The sequence below is a fragment of the Nostocoides vanveenii genome (assembly GCF_039531165.1).
GTDB classification, from domain to species: Bacteria; Actinomycetota; Actinomycetes; order Actinomycetales; family Dermatophilaceae; genus Nostocoides_A; species Nostocoides_A vanveenii.
In genome coordinates this window covers 22471-42684 of the sequence record NZ_BAAAPN010000028.1, presented here as the reverse complement: position 1 = coordinate 42684, position 20214 = coordinate 22471, and the positions used below count along the sequence as shown (strand labels likewise).

17 protein-coding genes are annotated in these 20214 nt (G+C 68.4%); 7 read left to right on the top strand and 10 right to left on the bottom strand.

Features of this window, described 5'->3' with window-relative positions:
• Window positions 1-55: 55 nt before the first annotated feature.
• The 3 genes from zwf to tkt are packed head-to-tail and all read right to left on the bottom strand — an operon-like array spanning window position 56 to window position 5042.
• Window positions 56-1600, bottom strand: a complete 1545-nt coding sequence (zwf, locus tag ABD209_RS05325; protein WP_344063147.1) for a glucose-6-phosphate dehydrogenase — start codon at window positions 1598-1600, stop codon at window positions 56-58.
• A gap of 43 nt (window positions 1601-1643) precedes the next feature.
• A complete protein-coding gene (gene tal / locus ABD209_RS05320) occupies window positions 1644-2756 on the bottom strand; it encodes a transaldolase (RefSeq protein WP_344063144.1) in 1113 nt (370 codons plus the stop codon).
• Between the two features lie 27 nt (window positions 2757-2783).
• On the bottom strand, window positions 2784-5042 hold the full coding sequence (gene tkt, locus ABD209_RS05315; RefSeq protein ID WP_344063142.1) for a transketolase: 2259 nt from the start codon (window positions 5040-5042) through the stop codon (window positions 2784-2786).
• A 105-nt stretch (window positions 5043-5147) separates the two neighbouring features.
• Here tkt and ABD209_RS05310 point away from each other — a divergent pair, with 105 nt between their 5' ends.
• The gene (locus ABD209_RS05310) at window positions 5148-6089 is read left to right on the top strand and encodes a heme o synthase (protein WP_344063139.1); all 942 of its coding nucleotides are present in this window, start codon (window positions 5148-5150) and stop codon (window positions 6087-6089) included.
• Window positions 6090-6266: 177 nt separating this feature from the next.
• Here the strand turns inward: ABD209_RS05310 and ABD209_RS05305 are convergent, their stop codons facing one another.
• Window positions 6267-7205: a COX15/CtaA family protein gene (locus ABD209_RS05305; RefSeq protein WP_344063136.1), complete on the bottom strand. Its 939-nt coding sequence runs from the start codon at window positions 7203-7205 to the stop codon at window positions 6267-6269.
• A 322-nt stretch (window positions 7206-7527) separates the two neighbouring features.
• On the opposite strand from ABD209_RS05305, the gene pgi reads away from it, so the two are divergent.
• The gene (gene pgi / locus ABD209_RS05300; protein ID WP_344063133.1) at window positions 7528-9198 is read left to right on the top strand and encodes a glucose-6-phosphate isomerase; all 1671 of its coding nucleotides are present in this window, start codon (window positions 7528-7530) and stop codon (window positions 9196-9198) included.
• A 42-nt stretch (window positions 9199-9240) separates the two neighbouring features.
• Here the strand turns inward: pgi and ABD209_RS05295 are convergent, their stop codons facing one another.
• The 6 genes from ABD209_RS05295 to ABD209_RS05270 form a co-directional block, all read right to left on the bottom strand.
• Window positions 9241-10764: a DEAD/DEAH box helicase gene (locus ABD209_RS05295; RefSeq protein WP_344063130.1), complete on the bottom strand. Its 1524-nt coding sequence runs from the start codon at window positions 10762-10764 to the stop codon at window positions 9241-9243.
• Window positions 10754-10903: a hypothetical protein gene (locus ABD209_RS05290; RefSeq protein ID WP_344063127.1), complete on the bottom strand. Its 150-nt coding sequence runs from the start codon at window positions 10901-10903 to the stop codon at window positions 10754-10756. The genes ABD209_RS05295 and ABD209_RS05290 overlap by 11 nt, the downstream gene beginning before the upstream one ends.
• Before the next feature lie 85 nt (window positions 10904-10988).
• Window positions 10989-12008, bottom strand: coding sequence for a DUF695 domain-containing protein (locus ABD209_RS05285; RefSeq protein WP_344063124.1), 1020 nt, complete (start codon window positions 12006-12008; stop codon window positions 10989-10991).
• A 38-nt stretch (window positions 12009-12046) separates the two neighbouring features.
• The gene (locus tag ABD209_RS05280) at window positions 12047-13564 is read right to left on the bottom strand and encodes a molybdopterin-dependent oxidoreductase (RefSeq protein ID WP_344063121.1); all 1518 of its coding nucleotides are present in this window, start codon (window positions 13562-13564) and stop codon (window positions 12047-12049) included.
• Between the two features lie 58 nt (window positions 13565-13622).
• Window positions 13623-14375: an ABC transporter permease gene (locus tag ABD209_RS05275; protein ID WP_344063119.1), complete on the bottom strand. Its 753-nt coding sequence runs from the start codon at window positions 14373-14375 to the stop codon at window positions 13623-13625.
• Entirely contained in the window at window positions 14372-15079 is a 708-nt protein-coding gene (locus tag ABD209_RS05270) for an ABC transporter ATP-binding protein (RefSeq protein WP_324385489.1), read from the bottom strand. Before ABD209_RS05270 ends, ABD209_RS05275 begins: the two co-directional genes overlap by 4 nt.
• 116 nt (window positions 15080-15195) lie before the next feature.
• Between ABD209_RS05270 and ABD209_RS05265 the strand changes: the two genes are divergently transcribed.
• The 5 genes from ABD209_RS05265 to ABD209_RS05245 all read left to right on the top strand — a co-directional run bounded on the left by ABD209_RS05265 (window position 15196) and on the right by ABD209_RS05245 (window position 20211).
• Window positions 15196-16350 carry a PQQ-dependent sugar dehydrogenase gene (locus ABD209_RS05265; RefSeq protein ID WP_344063117.1) on the top strand — a complete coding sequence of 385 codons (1155 nt, stop codon included), beginning with the start codon at window positions 15196-15198 and terminating at the stop codon, window positions 16348-16350.
• Between the two features lie 87 nt (window positions 16351-16437).
• Window positions 16438-17166 (top strand): helix-turn-helix transcriptional regulator, encoded by a 729-nt coding sequence (locus ABD209_RS05260; RefSeq protein ID WP_344063233.1) that lies wholly within the window; start codon window positions 16438-16440, stop codon window positions 17164-17166.
• Window positions 17163-18584 (top strand): Fe-S cluster assembly protein SufB, encoded by a 1422-nt coding sequence (gene sufB, locus ABD209_RS05255; protein WP_324385486.1) that lies wholly within the window; start codon window positions 17163-17165, stop codon window positions 18582-18584. The genes ABD209_RS05260 and sufB overlap by 4 nt, the downstream gene beginning before the upstream one ends.
• 59 nt (window positions 18585-18643) lie before the next feature.
• Window positions 18644-19849 (top strand): Fe-S cluster assembly protein SufD, encoded by a 1206-nt coding sequence (gene sufD, locus ABD209_RS05250; protein ID WP_344063113.1) that lies wholly within the window; start codon window positions 18644-18646, stop codon window positions 19847-19849.
• Window positions 19846-20211 (top strand): non-heme iron oxygenase ferredoxin subunit, encoded by a 366-nt coding sequence (locus ABD209_RS05245; protein ID WP_344063110.1) that lies wholly within the window; start codon window positions 19846-19848, stop codon window positions 20209-20211. Before sufD ends, ABD209_RS05245 begins: the two co-directional genes overlap by 4 nt.
• Window positions 20212-20214 lie beyond the last annotated feature (3 nt).

The window sequence follows — 20214 nt, the reverse complement described above, 5'->3', positions numbered from 1 at the left end:
CGGGGACCCCTATCAGTCTCGGGGCGACGCAGGAGCGGAGAACTGATTGGGGTGGTCATGGGAGCCTCCACTCGCGGCCGTCACGGCGCATCATTTCGTCGGCCGACTTCGGGCCCCAGCCGCCTGGCTGGTATTGATCGGGTTTGGCGCCCTTGGCCGCCCAGAACTTTTCGATCGGGTCGAGGATCTGCCAGGACAGTTCCACCTCCTCGTGGCGGGGGAAGAGCGGGGGCTCGCCGAGCAGCACATCGAGGATGAGGCGCTCATACGCCTCGGGGGAGGACTCGGTGAAGGCGCGGCCATAGCCGAAGTCCATGGTCACATCGCGCACCTCCATCTGCGCACCGGGGACCTTGGCCCCGAACCGCAGGGTCACGCCCTCATCGGGCTGGACCCGGATGACCACGGCGTTCTGACCCAGCTCCTCGGTCGCGGTGTCGTCGAAGGGCAGGTGCGGAGCCTTCTTGAAGACGACCGCGATTTCGGTGACCCGCTTCCCCAGGCGCTTGCCAGTGCGCAGATAGAAGGGCACCCCGGCCCAGCGCCTGGTCTCGATGTCAAGGCGGACCGCAGCATACGTCTCAGTGGTGGACGTGGTGGGCACGCCCTTCTCCTGGAGATAGCCGACGACCTGCTCGCCGCCCTGCCAGCCCGCGGCATACTGCCCGCGCGCGGTGCCGCTCGAGAGGTCTTTGGGGATGCGGACCGCGCCGAGCACCTTCTCCTTCTCCAGGCGCAGGCCACTGGCGTCGAAGGAGACCGGCTCCTCCATCGCGGTCAGGGCGAGCAGCTGGAGGAGGTGGTTCTGGATGACATCGCGCGCGGCACCGATGCCGTCGTAGTAGCCGGCCCGCGCGCCGATGCCGATGTCCTCGGCCATCGTGATCTGCACGTGGTCGACGTAATTGGAGTTCCAGACCGGCTCGAAGATCTGGTTGGCGAAGCGCAGCGCCAAGAGGTTCTGCACCGTCTCCTTGCCGAGATAGTGGTCGATGCGGAAGACCGCGTCCGGCGGGAAGACGCTCTCGACGATCCGGTTCAGTTCCCGGGCACTCGTCAGGTCGTGCCCGAAGGGTTTCTCGATGACCACCCGGCGCCACGACCCGGCGCGCGGGGTGGACAGCCCCGCGCGCTCGAGTTGCTGGCACACGGTCGAGAAGAAGCCCGGCGGGATCGAGAGGTAGAAGGCGGTGTTGCCACCGGTTCCGCGCATCTCGTCCAGCTCGGCCAAGGTCGCCGCCAACAAGTCGAAGGCGCTGTCGTCGTCGAAGGTGCCCGGCACGAAGCGGATGCCCTCGGCGAGCGAGCGCCACACCTCCTCACGGAAAGGCGTCCGCGACCGGGCCTTGATCGCCTCATAGACGATCTTGCCGAAGTCCTGATCGGCCCAGTCCCGGCGGGCGAAACCGACCAGCGAGAAGCCGGGCGGCAGCAACCCGCGATTGGCAAGGTCGTAGATCGCCGGCATCAGCTTCTTGGTCGCGAGATCTCCGGTGACTCCGAAGAGGACCAGAGCGCTGGGCCCGGCGATCCGAGGCAGGCGCTTGTCGCGCGGGTCTCGGAGGGGGTTGATTCCTGGAGCGACTCGCGCGGGAGCCATCGACTGCCTTTCCGTATGGTGCTTGGTTGGCTTCTCGTGGAATCTACTTGGCCGCGTCCAGGGCCGCCTGCAGGTCCGTGAGCAGCGACCCCCAGGCCTCCTCGAACTTGGCGACGCCTTCGTCCTCGAGCACCTGCGTGACGTCGGCATAGGAGATGCCTTGGCCGGCAATGGCGTCGAGCACCTGCGCGGCGTCAGCGTAATGCCCGGTCACCTGGTCGCCGGAGATATTGCCGTGGTCGATGACGGCATTGAGCGTCTTCTCCGGCATGGTGTTGACGGTGTTCGCCGCGACCAGGTCGGTGACATAGAGGGTGTCGGAGTAGTCGGGGTTCTTCACGCCCGTCGAGGCCCAAAGCGGACGCTGCTTGTGCGCGCCGTCCGCGGCCAGGCTCTCCCAGCGGGCGGTCGAGAAGACCTCCTCGTAGGCCTGGTAGGCGAGCCGCGCGTTGGCGACGGCCGCCTGGCCCCTGAGCGCCGTGGCCTCGGCGGTGCCGATGGCATCGAGGCGCTTGTCGATCTCGGTGTCGACCCGGGAAACGAAGAAGCTCGCGACGGAGTGGATCGTCGCGAGGTCGACCCCGGACTCACGGGCCTTCTCCAGCCCACTGATGTAGGCATTCATCACCTCGCGATAGCGCTCCAGGCTGAAGATCAAGGTGACATTGACACTGACGCCCCGGCTGATGACCTCGGTGATCGCGGGCAGGCCGGCCTCGGTGCCCGGGATCTTGATCATCACATTCGGCCGGTCGACGGCGTCGAAGAGTTGGATTGCCTGGTCGATAGTCGCCTGGGTCTCGTGCGCCAAGCGAGGGTCGACCTCGATCGAGACCCGGCCGTCCTGGCCGCTGGTCGCGTCATAGATGGGCCGCATGACATCGCAGGCGTCGCGAACATCGGTCGTGGTGATCGCGAAGACGGCGTCGTCGACCGAGGATCCGGCCTGCGCCAGTTCCGCGACCTGGGCGGCATACGAGTCGCCATTGGAGAGCGCCGCCTGGAAGATCGAAGGGTTGGTGGTCACGCCCACCACCCCGCTGTGCTCCATGACGTCCTTCAGATTGCCCGACGTCAGCCGCTCGCGAGAGAGGTCATCGAGCCAAACCGACACTCCCGCGTCGGTGAGGGCCTTGAGGTTCGCGTTGTCACTCATGGTTTCGCTCCGTGTGCTCGTCGTGGACTAGTTGGCCGAATCGGGGGTGTCGACCATGCCCGCGCTGGGCGGGGGAACCTGTGGGCCGCGACCGGCGGCCGCCGCCTTGAGGGACTTCTTGGCGGCCGCAACCACCTTCTCGGGGGTGAAGCCGAACTCGCGGAAGAGGGTCGCTGCATCTGCTGACGCCCCGAAGTGGTCAATCGCGATGATCTCGCCGGCGTCGCCGACCAGTTCACGCCAGCCCATCGGCACACCGGCCTCGACGCTGACACGCGCCTTGACCGCCGTGGGAAGGACCTTCTCCTGGTAGGACTTTGACTGGCGCTCGAACCATTCCCGGCACGGCATCGACACCACCCGCGTGGCGATCTTGCCCTTCTCCAGGGCCTCGGCTGCGCTCATGGCCAACCCGACCTCGGAGCCGGTAGCAATCAGGATCACGTCCGGGGTGCCGGTGGAGGCTTCGCGCAGGATGTACGCGCCCTTGGCGACATTGGCGATCTTCGCGACCTTGGGGTCCTGGGTCGGCAGAGCCTGCCGGCTCAGGCACAAGCCGGCCGGGCGGTCATTGCGCAGGATGGCCACCCAGGCGGCAGCGGTCTCGTTGGCGTCGGCCGGCCGGACGACATCGAAGTCCGGAATCACCCGCAGCGCCGCGAGGTGCTCGATCGGCTGGTGCGTCGGGCCGTCTTCGCCAAGGCCGATCGAATCGTGCGTCCAGACGAAGGTCACGCCGAGCTGCTGGATCGCGGCCAGGCGCGCGGCGGCGCGCATGTAGTCGGAGAAGACGAGGAAGGTGCCACCATACGGGCGGGTCAATCCTTGCAGGGCGATGCCGTTGAGGATCAGACCCATTCCGAACTCGCGGATGCCGAAGTGGAGCGTGCGTCCATACGGACCGCCCGACCACTCCCGCGTCTGCTTGCCCGTGGGAATGAAGGACGGCTGGCCGTCCATCGTGGTGTTGTTGGACTCGGCGAGGTCGGCCGAGCCGCCCCACAACTCGGGCACGACATCAGCGAGCGCCGTCAGGACCTTGCCGGACGCGGCGCGCGTCGCCAGACCCTTGGCATCGGCGGGGAAGCTCGGCACCGCCTTGTCCAGGCCGGCCGGTAGTTCCTTTGCCACCAGCCGGTCGAGGAGGGCTGCGCCGTCCGCATTCGCCTTGCGCCACGCCTTGTAGTCGACGTCCCACTCTTTCTTGGCGGCCTTAGCCCGCTCCTTGAGCGACCGGCGCGTATGCGTGATCACGTCGCGCCCGACCTCGAAGGTCTTCTTCGGGTCGAAGCCCAACGCCTCCTTCAGACCGGCAATCTCGGCGTCGCCGAGAGCTGAGCCGTGGGACTTGCCGGTGTCCTGCTTGGTCGGCGAGGGCCAGGCGATGATCGTGCGCAAGATGATCAGCGTCGGCCTGCTCGCGCTCCGGCTGCGCTCGCACGCGGCGAGAAGCGCGTCGACATCTTCGACATAGGTTGAGCCGTTGCCGTCGCCGCGCCAGTTGATCGTCTCGACATTCCAGCCGTAAGCCTCGTAGCGCTTGCCCACGTCCTCGGAGAAGGAGATCTCGGTCTTGTCCTCGATCGAGATGGTGTTCTGGTCGTAGATGACGGTCAGATTGCCCAGTTCCTGGTGACCGGCGAGGGCGCTGGCCTCGTGGGTGACACCTTCCATGATGTCGCCGTCGCTGGCGAGCACCCAGATGTGGTGGTCGAAGGGGCTGGAGCCCTTCTTGGCGTTCGGGTCGAACATGCCGCGCTGACGGCGCTGGGCCATCGCCATGCCGACGGACGACGCGAGGCCGGAGCCGAGTGGACCGGTGGTGATCTCGACCCCCGTTGTGTGGCCAACCTCGGGGTGGCCGGGGGTCAACGACCCCCAGGTGCGCAGCGCCTTGAGGTCGTCGAGTTCGAGGCCGTAGCCCGAAAGGTAGAGCTGGATGTACTGCGTGAGGCTGGAGTGCCCGCAGGAGAGGACGAAGCGGTCGCGCCCGAGCCAATGGGGGTCGGCCGGGTCGATGCGCATGACGTTGTGGTAGAGCAAGTACGCCGCCGGGGCCAGGCTCATCGCGGTGCCCGGGTGGCCGTTGCCCGTCTTCTGGACGGCGTCGGCCGCGAGGACGCGCGCCGTGTCGACGGCGCGGATATCGACGTCGGACCACCCGGCCTTCTTCGCCTTCGGCGCCGGGACGGAGCGAGCGGGCGGCGCCTTGGGGGAGCGCTTGGAAGCCGGGGTGGTCGACGTTGCGATCACGGGGAACCTTTCCTTGGGCAGGCCATCAGGCATGAACGTATGCAGCCTAGTGTGCGTGTGACGTACGTCGCCCGATGGTCGGTGGATAGACTGCACGGACTTGCCGGAAGCCGGCACTCCCTCTGCGAAGGTTTCTCCGTGACCACGCTCGACTCGACGCCCGCGTTCGCCGCGCCGGCCCCGTCGTGGCGACGCACGCTCGCGGCATACGTCGCCTTGACGAAGCCGCGCATCATCGAATTGCTGCTTGTCACAACGGTTCCCACGATGTTTCTCGCGCAGCGGGGGGTGCCGTCGTGGTGGCTGGTGCTGGTCACCTTGGTGGGCGGAACGCTCAGCGCGGGATCGGCCAACGCCTACAACATGGTCTACGACCGCGACATCGACGCGCACATGGGCCGCACATCCAACCGGCCCCTCGTCACGGGGGCGGTGACCCCGCGAGCGGCCGTTGTGTTTGCGACCGCACTCGCCGTGATGTCGACGGCCTGGTTCGCGCTGCTCGTCAATCCGCTGTCAGCCGCCCTTTCGCTCGGCGCGATCGTGCTCTACGCCGTGGGCTACACGATGATCCTCAAACGCCGGACCGCGCAGAACATCGTTTGGGGTGGCGCGGCTGGCTGTATGCCGGTGTTGATCGGTTGGTCGGCTGTCACCGGTTCGGTCGGCTGGCCAGCGGTCGTGCTTTTTCTGATCATCTTCTTCTGGACCCCGCCGCACTACTGGCCACTGTCGATGCGGTTCAAGGACGACTACGCCACGGCCGGGGTGCCGATGCTCCCGGTCGTCGAGAGCAATGTGGTCGTCGGCAGGCAGATCGTCGCCTACTCGTGGGTGATGGTCCTGGTCTCCCTGACGCTCATCCCGGTCGCACCCATGGGCTGGCTCTACGCCGTCGCCGCAGTTGCCGTTGGCGGACTCTTCCTTGCCGAGGCCCACCGCCTGCTTCGCGCGGCCCGCGCCGGCGCCTCGATGGCCGTGATGAAGCCGATGCGGCTCTTCCACTTCTCGATCACCTATGTGACCGTGCTCTTCCTCGCCGTCGCCCTCGACCCGCTGCTCTATCTGGCGATCGGCTGAGGGACCCCCGTCGCCCAACTTGTCCGAGCGCGCGTGCGTAGGGCGGTTCGGACATTCGGGCGTGCTGGTGCCGGTGACTTCGCCATCGCGCATACCTGCTTCCGGTCAAGGACTAGATGACCGGGAGAGTCGGGCGGCGAATCAATGCCAGCACGCGTATCACGGGAATTGTCTGCGTCAGTCGGACTGGTTGCCGGGCTCGGTGAGGGAGTAGGCGCCATACGTCAACCCGATGACCAGGAGCGTGGCCAGGAGCATGTGGATCAGTACCAGCGCTACGGGCAGCTTCGTCAGGTACTGCGCATAGCCGACGACGCCCTGGGCGAGGGTGATCAGCAGCACTGACCGCCACGCATCGCGCGGTCTGGACGAGGTGGAGCGCAGATGCGTGGCGAGCACCATGGCGACGACGAGGCCGGTGAAGAGCATGACCGCGTCGGCGTGCAGCCAGGAGATGGTGCGCGGGTCGAAGCCAAAGCGCGCCGGCTCGTCTGCATCGCCGGAGTGCGGGCCGGATCCGGTGACGATCGTGCCCAAGGCCAGCACCACCGCGCCGAGGGCGATGGTGGCGTATGCCGTGGTGCGCACGATCGCCGGCACGCTCGGCACGCGCGGGCCGCCGGGGAGCGCGGACTCGGCATACGCAGAGGCCGCCGCGGCCACCAGGGTCATCGAGACAAGGAAATGCGCGGCGACGGTCGCCGGGTTCAGGCCGGTCCGGACGGTGATCCCGCCGAGAACGGCTTGGACAGCGACGCCACCGAGAACCAGGCCGGCGGGTAGGACGAGGGCGCGCCGCCGGTCGGACCAGCGCCACACGGCGACGAGCGCCGCGATCGCGGCGATGCTGACCAGGCCGGTCAATGTGCGGTTGCCGAACTCGATGTACTTATGAAAGCCCTGGGCCTGGTGCTCGACCGGCACATAAGACCCAGGGACGCACTGCGGCCAGCTGGGGCAGCCCAGCCCGCTGCCGGTCAGGCGGACCAAGCCGCCGGTGACGACGATGAGCACCTCGACCACGAGATTGGCCAGCAGGATCGGACGCAGCCACGGGTGGGTCGTCGCCCGATCGGTCCGGGTGGTTGGAGGTGCTGCCTGGCCGAGCGTGGTCACGGCAATCAGGCTAACCCGGGCTGCGCTCGGCCATTGCGCCGGGAGCGGCGTGCGGTGGCTCACGCCACCAGGTCGTTCGGGACCAGCTCGAGGGCGAAGGGTGCCGTCACCCGGAAGATCTCGTCACGGTGGGCGTGGGCGGTCTCGGCATACGTGCCGTCAAGCAGGTCCCAGGCGATGATCGAGGGATGGTCCGGGTCGATGACCCAGTAGGACGGGCAGCCCGCGGCCTCGACGCCGACAACGGGCTGGAGTTATCCACAGGCTCGCCCGGCGGATCGGGACCTGACGAGCGTCACCGCTTCTCACTACTGTTACCGGTATGACGATCACCGACGCCACCGCCACTGGTGCCTGGGCAACGCTGAACGAGCTATATGCCGGATACCACCCGGACCTGCGGGCCGCCTTCGACGCCGACCCAGAGCGCGCGCGTACCTTCTCATTCGCGTGCGCCGACCTCCACGTCGACCTGTCCAAGAACCTCTTCGACGCCCAGATCAAGGACGCCTTGGTCGCGGTCGCGGAGCAGATGGGGTTGGCCGAGCGGCGGGAGGCGATGTTCCGAGGCGATCGGATCAATGTCACCGAGAACCGGTCGGTGCTGCATACGGCCTTGCGGCGCCCGGCTGGCGACGAACTCGTCGTGGATGACGTCGAGGTCGTTGCCGAGGTCCATGCGGTCCTGGAGAAGATCTACGCCTTCGCCGACAAGGTCCGCGACGGGGAATGGGTCGGCGTCACCGGCCGGCCCATCGAGACGGTCGTCAATATCGGGATCGGTGGCTCCGACCTCGGGCCGGTCATGGTCTACGAAGCCCTCAAGCCCTATGTGCTGGAGAGCATTTCGTGTCGCTTCGTCTCCAATATCGACCCCACCGATCTCGCCGAGAAGGTCGCCGACCTCGACCCCGAGACCACCCTCTTCATCGTTGCCTCCAAGACCTTCACCACCTTGGAGACGTTGACGAATGCGCGGATGGCGCGGGCCTGGCTCTGGAACGCTCTCGTGGAGCAGGGGGCGATCGAGGACACCGACGAGACCCGGACGGGCGCAGTGGCCAAGCACTTCGTCGCCGTGTCGACGGCCCTGGACAAGGTCGCGGCGTTCGGTATCGACCCGGCCAATGCCTTCGGCTTCTGGGACTGGGTCGGCGGCCGCTATTCGGTCGACTCGGCCGTCGGAACCGCCGTCGCCGTCGCGATCGGCAAGGAGAATTTCGCCGACTTCCTCAGCGGCTTCCATGCCGTCGACCGGCACTTCGTCGAGACGCCCTTCGCGGACAATGTCCCGGTCCTGATGGGGATGCTCAACGTCTGGTATGTCGACTTCTTCCACGCCAAGAGCCACGCCGTGCTGCCGTATGCGCAGTATCTCCACCGGTTCGCGGCCTACCTGCAGCAACTGACGATGGAGTCGAACGGCAAGCGGGTGCGCACCGACGGCTCACCCGTCAGCGTCGACACCGGCGAGGTCTTCTGGGGCGAACCGGGGACCAACGGCCAGCACGCCTTCTACCAGTTGATCCACCAAGGCACGCAGGTGATCCCCTGCGACTTCATCGCCCTGGCGAACACCGCGCACCCGGTCAAGGACGGCGATCAAGACGTCCACGAGTTGTTCCTCGCCAACTTCTTCGCCCAGACCAAGGCGCTGGCCTTCGGTAAGACCGAGGAAGAAGTCCGCGCCGAGGGCACGCCGGAGGCGATCGTGTCGGCGCGGGTCTTCCCGGGCAACCGGCCCACGACCTCGATCATGGCCCCGGCTCTGACGCCCTCGGTTGTCGGGCAGTTGATCGCGCTCTATGAGCACATCACCTTTGTCCAGGGCATCGCCTGGGGCATCGACTCCTTCGACCAATGGGGTGTCGAACTCGGCAAGCAACTGGCGATGCAGATCGCGCCGGCGATCAGCAAGGACGACGAGGCCTTGGCTGCTCAGGACCCGAGCACCCGCGCCTTGATCGAGTACTACCGATCGCAGCGCCGCTGATCGGATCCGACTCGGACGTGCAGCCGTCTGGCTCGGCCTCGTTCAGCGACCGCCGCGAGAGCCCACGCGGGTGCCGGCTGAGAAACCGGCCGCGCCCCCGCCAGGACGACCGTTTGACGTCCCAACGGATGGTCGCGAGCGGCGTCCCGGGGCAGAACCCGAGGGCGTATGCCGATCGCCCGCCCAGTTCTGGGCGTTCCCGTCACCGCGCCCCGGGCTGGCGCCCTGGGCGCGCCGGTCCTGGGAGGCGACCTCGCCCCGCCTGCTGGACGCCCCTGCGGAAGCGTTGTCGCCGCGTCGGCCGGGGCCCCCGGCGGAGCGGCGTTTGCTCGGCTGACCCCCACGCGAGGGGCGGGCGGCCGGCGCAGGTGTGTCGGCGACATACGGGCCGGGCAGGGTGCGGTCGCCGGGCGCGAGGGACTGCAGCAGCGGGTGGGTCGCGTCAACGCGGGTCGTGGTCGGTCGAATGCCGGCCTTGCGGGTCAGGTCGCGGACTTCGGCGCGCTGCTCGTCGAGCATCATGGTCACGACCGTGCCCGAGTTGCCGGCGCGCGCCGTGCGGCCGGAGCGGTGCAGATAGGCCTTGTGCTCGACCGGCGGGTCGGCGTGGATGACCAGGCCGACATCGTCGACGTGGATGCCGCGGGCGGCGATATCCGTGGCCACAAGCGTCTCAGCGGCCCCGCTGTGGAAGGCATCCATCGTGCGCGTCCGGGCGTTCTGCGAGAGGTTGCCGTGCAACTCGACGGCTGGCACCCCGGCGGCATTGAGCTGACGGGCGAGCTTCTTGGCGCGGTGCTTGGTCCGGGTGAAGACAATCGTGCGCCCGGGCGCAGCGGTGAGGTCCTTGAGCACGGGGAAGTGCGCGTCCGCAGCCACGTGCAGGACGTGGTGATCCATCTCGGCGACGGGGGACTGCGCCGAATCCGCTTGGTGCGTCACGGGTTTGGTCAGATAGCGCTTGGCGAGGACGTCGATGCCGGCGTCCAGGGTCGCGGAGAAGAGCATGCGCTGACCGGTCCGCGGCGTGCGGTCGAGCAGACGGCGCACGACGGGGAGGAAGCCGAGGTCAGCCATGTGGTCGGCCTCATCGAGGATGGTGATCTCGATGGCATCGAGGCTGACATGGCCCTGGCCGATGAGGTCCTCGAGTCGGCCGGGGCAGGCGATGACGATGTCGACGCCGGCGCGCAGGGCGGTGACCTGCGGGCTCTGGCCGACGCCGCCGAAAACGGTGCGTGACGTGAGCCGGGCCGCCTTGGCCAGTGGCGCGAGCGACTCCTCGATCTGGGCGACCAGCTCACGGGTCGGGGCGAGGATCAGCGCGCGGGGGCGCGACGGCATCCGGCGGGAGGTGGAGACGCTCAGGCGGGCGACGAGCGGCAGCAGGAAGGCGTAGGTCTTGCCGGAGCCGGTGCGGCCGCGGCCAAGGACGTCGCGCCCGGCGAGGGAGTCGGGCAGGGTCGCGGTCTGGATGGGGGTCGGGGAGGTGATGCCGCGCTCCGCGAGGACGGCGATCAGGGATGCGGGCACGCCGAGCGCGCCGAAGGTCGTGTCAGGGGACACCGAAGAGGTACTCCAATGAGTCTCGGAACGAGTCGTTCTGCCCGGCGAGGACGTCGTGGTCCGCAGCAGCAATGGCAATCGAGAAGACGAAGCAGCCCGCGGCAGAACTGGTCGGGCCGATGAAACAAGTGTACGGCACATCGTGGTCCCACCGGGACACAGTCAGCGCTCACGCGGCCGTAGCGACCCGGCGAGCGTCGATGCTCACGCGCTTTCGGAGCCGGTCAGGAGCGCAAGTGCGCCACTTCGCCCCAGCCGGGATCGGCCGTGACGGTGACGTCGGCCGTGCCGTCCCCCCAACTGTCGGCTTGGGCGGCCAGCAGCCCGGCGCCGGCGCCATCGGTCTCGACGTAGAAGTGCAGGCGACGCACGCCGGCGCTCGTCTCGGCGGCAACCAGGAGCCCGGCGGCCCCGAGGCGGTCGACCAAGCGATCCTCAATCGTGCGAAGTGACTCCAGCGCAAGGGGATCCGGCAGCTCTTCGGCGGTGCGACCGGCATACGGCAGGTCGATGGCGACGTGCGTGTCGAAGAGCGGGGCGATGACGCACGACAAGGTCGAGAGCGCGAGCGCCATCACGGGGCCGGCCGGCCCGGTGCCACGGAGCAGCACCCACTGCGGATTGCCCTCGTCGTCTTGCCGCTCGCGGGCGAAGGTGCGCACAAAGACGCCCAGGTGTTGGACGGGGAAGGCGTCCAATGGCGCGATCGTCGAGGCGGCGATCTCACCGAGCCAGCACTCGACGGCTTCCTCGCCAGCGACTGCGTCCAGGACGAGATAGGCCGCCTGGAGCCGATCGTCCTCCCCGAGAGCGGCAAAGGCGGGGTGCTGAACGGTCACGTCGAGATGGTTGCCAACGGCACGCGCGCCGACGACGGTCCGAGCGAAGTCGATGTCCTCGCCGGCGACGACGAGCGAGCCAGTGCCGGGGTCGAGCAGCGGCTGCCGCAGATCGGCATACGACCAGGTGTCGTCGCTGGCCGGGGCGGCTAGCAGCCAGCGGCGCGCGAGAGCGCGCACGGCGCCGTCACCCGCGGCAGTGACGACGAGCAGGTGCCTGGTGAGATCCCCGGCCGCGGTTTCCCACGCGAGGTCCGGGTGCAGGGCGTGGACCTGCGCGGACACTTCTCCCGCGATGGCAGCGGGACGCTTGCCTTCGATCGCCGAGGCGACCGTGGCCCCCCCGGTTGTCGTCCACCAGCGCCAGAACTCGGCGATCGACTCGGCCTCGGTTGCGCGCGACATGGGCGCCAGCCTGGCACGGCTGCCACTGGCGGCGAGGGTCAGTCCACCTCGACGTCGAGGGTGTGCAGCCCGGTTGCGCCAGAGGGGAAGGGATCGGCGACCTGGTCGGTCTGTGCGGCGCCCGTGCCGTCGACCGCCCGTACCGTGACCGTATGCCGCCCGCTCGCCGTCGCCTTCCATGTCGTTCGCCACTGCCGCCAATAGTGCCCGCCGGCGTCCGGGCCGAGGTCGGCTTCGACCCAGTCCCCGTCGTCGACGCGCACCTCGACGCGTGAAATCCCTTGTCGCGCTTGGGACCAGGCGACCCCGGCGATCACGACCGGGCCGGCCGCAACTCGACGGTCACGCGGTAGGTCGATTCGCGCCTGCGTCTGGACCTCCGCGCGCTCGGCCCAGCCGCGCTCGGTCCAGTAGGCCTGCTGGGCGGCGTAGGTCGTCGCGGTGAGCCGGGTCAGCCACTTCGTGGCACCGACGTAGCCATATAGGCCGGGCGTCACCAGCCGCACCGGATAGCCGTGCATGGGGGTGAGCGGCCGTCCGTCCATGGCGACCGCAAGCAGCGCGCCACGGTCGTCGAGCAATGCGTCGACCGGCGTCGAGATGGTCATCCCGTCCACCGAGGTGCTCAGGATCTGATCGGCTGACGCGCGAATTCTGGCCCGTCGCAAGACATCGCGCACGGGCACGCCGAGCCATCGGGTGGAGCCGATGTAGTCACCGCCGACCGGATTGCTGACGCAGTTGAGCGTGATGTCCGCCTCCATCATGGGCAAGGCGAGCAGATCGGCATACGTCAAGTCATAGGGCGCATCGACGTCGCCGTCGATCGTCAGCCGCCAGTCTGGGAGCGAGACGCGGGGGATGGCCAAGGCGGTGTCGATCCGGTAGAAATCGGCCACCGGTGTCCGAAAAGCCGTCAATCCGGGGGTGGTCTGCTCCAGCCCGACAGCCAGCGGCGGCAGTGGGGTGGCCGAACGGGGGAGGGCCGTCACCGCGTCCGCGGGCAGCGCGCTGCCGTTGCGAAGGACACCCACACCCCCGGCGACCAGTCCGCCTGCGACGGCGAGCGCCGACCCGATAGTTGTGCGGCGATCGAGGGCCGCGGCGGCAGTCGATGGAGCAGCGGGAGGTTCGCGGCCGTCGGCCCGGCCGGTCAGCCCGGTCAGTACGGCCATGCCGATCAGCCCGGCCAGCAGGCTCGGCACGATCGCATAGCTGCCACTCGACGGGCGCGTCGTCGTCGCCCAAGCGCACGTGGCCGCCAGCACGAGGATCAGCCAGATCCCGAGACCACGCCGTTGCAACACCCCTGCTACAGCCCCGAAGGCCAACGCCCCAAGCGCCACCCCCGCGACGAGCACGGGCTTGTCGGCAGTCCCCAGCCACCGCACGGCGAACTCCTTCAGCGGCGTCGGCGCGGCGTCGATGATGGCCGAGCCGATCGCCAAGACCGGGGAGGCATCGGGCGCGATGATCGAGGCCACGAGGTGGCCGACACCAGCGCCGGCGGCGACCGCCGAGATGCCTGCCCACGCGTCCCTACGGGAAGTCCGCATATTCGGAGCGTATGCCGCCCGCTCACCTCAACCGATTACGCCCGCCTTACGTCGAGAGTCAGTCGGACCAGCGGAAGGTGCGGGCGGTGACGGCGGCCCCGAGGGCAAGCCAGACAATCAGCACCCCCCAGCACGCGATCGGCCAGTGACCGTTCGCGAACGCCGAGCGCAAGCCGTCCCCGAGGGCGCCCGATGGCAGGATGCGGGCGACCACGGCCATCGCCGACGGTAACACCCCCGTGGGCAAGAGCAGACCGAGCCCGAGGAAGAGCACCCAGAGCAGATTTGCCACTGCCAGAACGGCTTCCGCCCGCATCCGGCCCGCCACCGCCAGAGCGAGCGCCACGAAGCATGCCTCGCCCAGCACGATCGTCACCAACCCGGGCAGGATTCCGCCGGCCATCGGTCGCCACCCGAAGAGCGCGGCCATGATCGCCAGGACCACCAGGTGGATCGCCAGCACTGCCGACGTCGCGATCATCTTGCCGCCCACAAGCCCGCCACGTCCCAGCGGCGTGGTCCCGAGCAACCGCAGCACCCCATTGCGCCGGTCGAAGGCAGAAGAGATCGCCTGCCCTGTGAACGCCGTCGACGCCACGGCCAGCGCCAGCACGCCCGGCGCGACGAGGGCGATCCGGTTTGTCCCGAGGTCGGGCACATTCGCCACCTGCAGGCCGACCAGGGCCAAAACCGGCAGGATGATCGCCACCAACAACTGTTCGCCATTGCGCAACAGGATCCCGGCCTCGAAGCCCGCCTGCCGGCGCACGCGCCGACCCGCCGGCGCCGCGCGATCCCTCGACGTGCTCACCGCTGAGCACCCGACGTCAGGCTGAAGTAGACGCGTTCCAAGGTGTCCTCACCTTCGACCTCTGCCCGCGTGCCTGCGGCCCGGACCCGACCGTGGCTGATGATGACGAGGTCGTCGGCCACCCGTTCGGCCTCCTCGAAGGAGTGCGTGGCCAGCACGACGGTGACGCCGCGGTCCGCCTCCTCGCGCACGATGTCCCACACCTCTAGACGTGTATGCGGATCCAGGCCCGCGGTCGGTTCGTCCAGGAAGAGCACATCCGGCCGGCCGATGAGGGCCGCCGCGAGCGCCACCCGCTGACGCTGCCCGCCCGAGAGCCGTCGGGTGATCGTGCCGGCGAACCCGTCGATGCCGAGACGGGCGGCGAGCCTCGACGCGTCGGCGGGATCGGCGTAGAGGGCGGCCAGATGCCGAAGCAGCGGCAGGGGCTTGACCATCGTGGGCAGGCCGCCGTCCTGCAGCATCAGCCCAACGCGTGCCCGGTGCTCGGCGTCGGCTCCCCAAGGATCGACACCCAGCACCCGCACCGACCCCGAATCGGGGCGCTGCAAACCCTGCAAGCACTCGATCGTCGTCGACTTGCCGGCGCCGTTCGGGCCGAGCACCGCGGTGACCCGGCCGCCCCCAGCCGACCAGGTCGCGCCGTCCAAGGCCTGCGTCGCGCCATACGACTTGTGGACGTCGGAGACCTCGACTGCGGACACCCGGGGAGTGTATGCCGGGCCGGTTCGCCGACATCGCGGCGGTCGCACCCTGCACCGGCTGGTTTGGCCGCTCGCCGGCCCGGTCCCCGCCCAGCCCACCGGGTTACCGTGCCCGTATGCCGTGCGCTCGCCTCCTGCCCGCCGCTCTCGTGGCGCTCGGTGTCGCGGCCTGCACCCCGAGTTCCCCGACCGCATCGCCGACGGTGGCGTCGTCGTCGATGGCGTCGTCCAGCACCTTGCCGTTCCGGGTGACCGAGATCGCGACCTACGACGAGCCGTGGGCGATGACCTTCCTGCCCGACTCCTCGCGCCTGCTGGTGACCGAGCGAGACGGCGCCTTGTCGATTCGCAACCTGGACTCCGGCAAGCGGATCGAGGTCAGTGGGACGCCCAAGGTCGTGGCCGAAGGCCAGGGTGGGCTCGGCGATGTCCTCGTCGGCCCGGACTTCGCAAAGACTCAGCGGGTCTATCTGAGCTGGGCGGAAGCCGGCGACGGGGGCACCGGCGCGGCCGTGGGCCGGGCCAGACTCGTCCTCGACGGCGACCGGGCCCGCCTGGAGGGTCTGACGGTGATCTGGCGCCAACAGCCCAAAACCAGCGGCAGCGGCCACTTCGGCCACCGGCTGGCGATCAGTCCCGACAAGCGCTTCCTGTTCGTCACCAGCGGTGAACGGCAGAAGTTCGACCCCGCCCAGGACCTGGGCACCACCCTCGGCAAGACCGTCCGCCTCACTCTCGACGGCGCGCCGGCACCGGGAAACCCGTTCGTAGACAAGGGGTCTCCGGCAGACGAGATCTACAGCTACGGTCACCGCAATCCGCTCGGGATCGCCTTCGATGCCGCCGGGAACCTCTGGGAGTCCGAGATGGGCCCCATGGGCGGCGACGAGATCAACCTCATCCGGGCGGGCGCGAACTACGGCTGGCCCGCGGCCTCCAATGGCTCGCACTACAGCGGCCAGGACATCCCCGACCACCGGGCTGGCGACGGTTTCGAGGCGCCCAAAGTCTGGTGGAATCCCTCGATCTCACCCGGCAGCCTGATGATCTACTCCGGCCCGCTCTTCCCGCAGTGGCGCGGCGATGCCTTCGTCGGTGCCCTCTCCGGCCAGGCCCTGATCCGCGTCGACCTCGACGAGACGACGGCGACCAAAGGCGATCAGTGGCCGATGAACGCCCGCATTCGCGAGGTCGAGCAGGGCCCGGACGGGGCGATCTACCTGCTTCAAGACGGTCAAGGCGCGCACCTCCTGCGGGTGACGCCGAACTGACCGCGTCCACGACAGCGACACTTAGGGTTACCTTCCTTAGACACGCCGCGGGGAAATACCTAACATGGGTGTGTGGTTATTCAAGGCATGACGGCAGCGCACCATGCCAGCGTGCCCGTGGCCCCCGAGGCCGGGGCCCGTGGACGAGTGCTGCGCGCCATCAGCCGTCATGCGCCCGTGACCACGACTCGCCTCGCCACCCTCCTCGGGATCAGCGACACCGCCGTCCGTCGCCAGGTCGACGGCCTGCTCGAGGCGGGTTTGATCGAGGTCCGCGACGACCTCGGGCCGCGCCGCGGTCGCGGGCGACCGGCACGGGCATACGTCGTCTCCGACAGCGGCCACGAGGCACTGACCAGCGACTACGGCCACCTCGCGAGCGAGGCGCTGACCTTCCTCGCCGAGACCGCCGGGCCTGTCGCCGTCGCCTCCTTCGCCCGCGCTCGAATCGCGAAGCTGGAGAAGGGGTATGCCGTCGAGTTGGCCGACCTGGAGGGCACGGGTGAGCGCGTCGACGCCCTCGTCAGTGCGCTGACCCGCGACGGCTTCGACGCGAGCGCCCGGCCGATCGGCCTGCCGGGAGCGGCTGCTCCGTTGACTGGCATCCAGTTGTGCCAGGGGCACTGCCCGGTGCAGTCGGTCGCGGCGGAATTCCCGCAGTTCTGCGACGCCGAGGCCGAAGCCTTCTCCCGACTGCTCGGCGTACACGTCCAGCGCCTCGCCACCCTCGCGCACGGCGACCACGTCTGCACGACCTTCATCCCGACCGAGCCGGCACCGTCCAGCACCATCCCAACCGAACGGAGAGACCGATGACGCAGAGCATCGAAGACCTCAACCCCGGACTGAAGGGCCTGGGCCACTACGAATACGGCTGGGCCGACAGGGACGACGCGGGCGCGACCGCCCGGCGCGGCCTGAACGACGAGGTCGTCCGCGACATCTCCCGCCGCAAGAACGAGCCCCAGTGGATGACCGACCTGCGGCTGAAGGCCCTGCGGCTGTTCGACAAGAAGCCGATGCCGCAGTGGGGGAGCGACCTGACCGGCATCGACTTCCAGAACATCAAGTACTTCGTGAAGTCCACCGAGAAGCAGGCCACCTCCTGGGAGGAACTGCCCGAGGACATCCGCACCACCTATGACCGCCTCGGCATCCCCGAGGCCGAGAAGCAGCGCCTCGTCGCCGGCGTGGCCGCGCAATATGAAAGCGAAGTTGTTTACCATCAAATCCGAGAGGATTTGGAGGAAAAAGGGGTCATCTTCGTCGACACCGACACCGGGCTGCGCGAGCACGAAGACCTTTTCCGCGAATACTTCACCTCCGTCATCCCGGCCGGCGACAACAAGTTCGCGTCGCTCAACACGGCCGTATGGTCGGGTGGCTCGTTCATCTATGTCCCCCCGGGCGTGCACGTCGACATCCCGTTGCAGGCCTACTTCCGGATCAACACCGAGAATATGGGCCAGTTCGAGCGGACGCTCATCATCGCTGACGAGGGCTCCTATGTGCACTACGTCGAGGGATGCACAGCGCCCATCTACAAGTCCGACAGCCTGCACTCGGCGGTCGTCGAGATCGTGGTGAAGAAGAACGCCCGCGTCCGCTACACGACCATCCAGAACTGGTCTAACAACGTCTACAACCTCGTCACCAAACGCACCACGGTCGCCGAGGGCGGGACGATGGAGTGGGTGGACGGCAATATCGGATCCAAGGTCACGATGAAGTACCCCGCGTGTTACCTGCTCGGTGAGCACGCCAAGGGCGAGACGCTGTCCATCGCCTTCGCGGGCGAGGGCCAGCACCAGGACGCCGGCGCCAAGATGGTGCACGCGGCGCCCAACACCTCCTCGACCATCGTCAGCAAGTCGGTCGCGCGCGGCGGCGGACGCACCTCCTATCGCGGCCTGATCCAGATCGTCGAGGGCGCCCACGGCAGCAAGTCGAGCGTCGTCTGCGATGCGCTGCTCGTGGACCAGATCAGCCGCTCCGACACCTACCCCTATGTCGACATCCGCGAGGACGACGTCCAGATGGGCCACGAGGCGAGCGTCTCGAAGGTCAGCGAGGACCAGATGTTCTATCTGATGTCGCGCGGGCTCTCGGAGCAGGAGGCCATGGCGATGATTGTGCGCGGCTTCGTCGAGCCGATCGCGCGCGAGTTGCCGATGGAGTACGCCCTCGAACTCAATCGCCTGATCGAACTGCAAATGGAAGGAGCGGTCGGCTAGATGACCCCGCGAAGTCTTCCCCCGCTCCGCTCCTCCCGTACGTCACGAGGTCCCCGAAAATGAGCCTTCTGGCTGAAAAGACCACTCGCGCAAGCGGATTGGTCGCCCACACCGATAGCGCGGCGACCTTCGTCCCCGACCAGTCGCGCGCCGAACGAACCCGCTCGTATGCTGTGGCCGACTTCGCCATGCCCACGGGCCGCGAGGAGGAGTGGCGCTTCACGCCGGTCGACCGGCTGCGCAAGCTCTTCGCCGACGAAGCGACGGGGAACTGCCTGGACTGGGAGGAGACCCTGCCCGCCGGCGTGCGGCTGGGCACGATGTCGGTCGCCGACTGGCAGGCCTCGGGCGCACCCATGCCCGCCGACCGGGCGGCTGCCGTGGCGGCCGCCAACAGCGGTGGGGTGGGTGTCGTCGACATTCCCGCCGAGGCCGAGCTCACCGAGCCCGTCCGGCTCACCCTGACCGGTGCGGACGGTGCGCTCGTGCACGGCCACCTGCTCATCCGGGTCGGTCACCACGCGGACGCGACGGTGATCCTCGGGCATGCGGGCCGGGCGGCATACGGGGAAATCGTGACCATTGTCGCCGGCGACGGTGCGCACGTGACGGTCGTCAGCGTGCAGGAGTGGGACGACAGCAGCATCCACCTCGGCCAGCACGACGTCGTGGTCGGGCGCGACGCCAGCGTCAAGCACATCGCCGTCACCCTCGGCGGCGCCATCGTGCGCCTGAACACCAATGCGTCGTATGCCGGCCCGGGCGGCAGCTTCGAGGCCTTCGGCGTCTACTTCTGCGACGCCGGCCAGCACCTCGAGCACCGGCTCTTCGTCGACCACGCGGTGCCGCACTGCCGCAGCAATGTCGAGTACAAGGGCGCGCTCCAGGGCGACGGTGCCCACACGGTCTGGGTGGGCGATGTGCTGATCCGCGCGGCGGCGCAAGGCACCGACACGTACGAGCTCAACCGCAACCTGATTCTCACCGACGGCGCGCGCGCCGACTCGATCCCCAACCTCGAGATCGAGACGGGTGACATCGCGGGGGCCGGACACGCCTCTGCGACAGGGCGCTTCGACGACGAGCAGTTGTTCTACCTTCAGTCGCGGGGGATCACCGCGACCGAGGCGCGCCGCCTGGTCGTGCGCGGCTTCTTCGCCAGCATTGTCAGCCGAATCGGCATCCCCGAAGTCATCGGCCACCTGATGACAGCAATCGACGCCGAGCTCGCGACCATCGCCCAGGCCGAGCAGGTCACCGCATGAGCGCGCAGGCCCACACCGAGGAACTCGTGCCCCTGACCGTCTGCCGGCTCGATGAACTCCCGGCGGTCGGACCGGTCAAGGCCGAGATCAACGGGCATGCCATCGCCATCGTCCACGCCGAGGACGGCGCGGTCTATGCGATTGACGATGTCTGCACGCACGCCAATGTCTCGCTCTCCGAGGGCGAGCTCGACGGCTGCCACCTGGAGTGCTGGCTGCACGGCTCGCGCTTCGACATCCGGACCGGCGAGCCCGACTGCCTCCCGGCGACCGTGCCGGTGGCGACCTACCCCGTCGCCATCGAGGACGGCGACGTGGTCATCTCCATTCCTGAATCCTTCGTCATCGACACCGAGAGCTGAAAT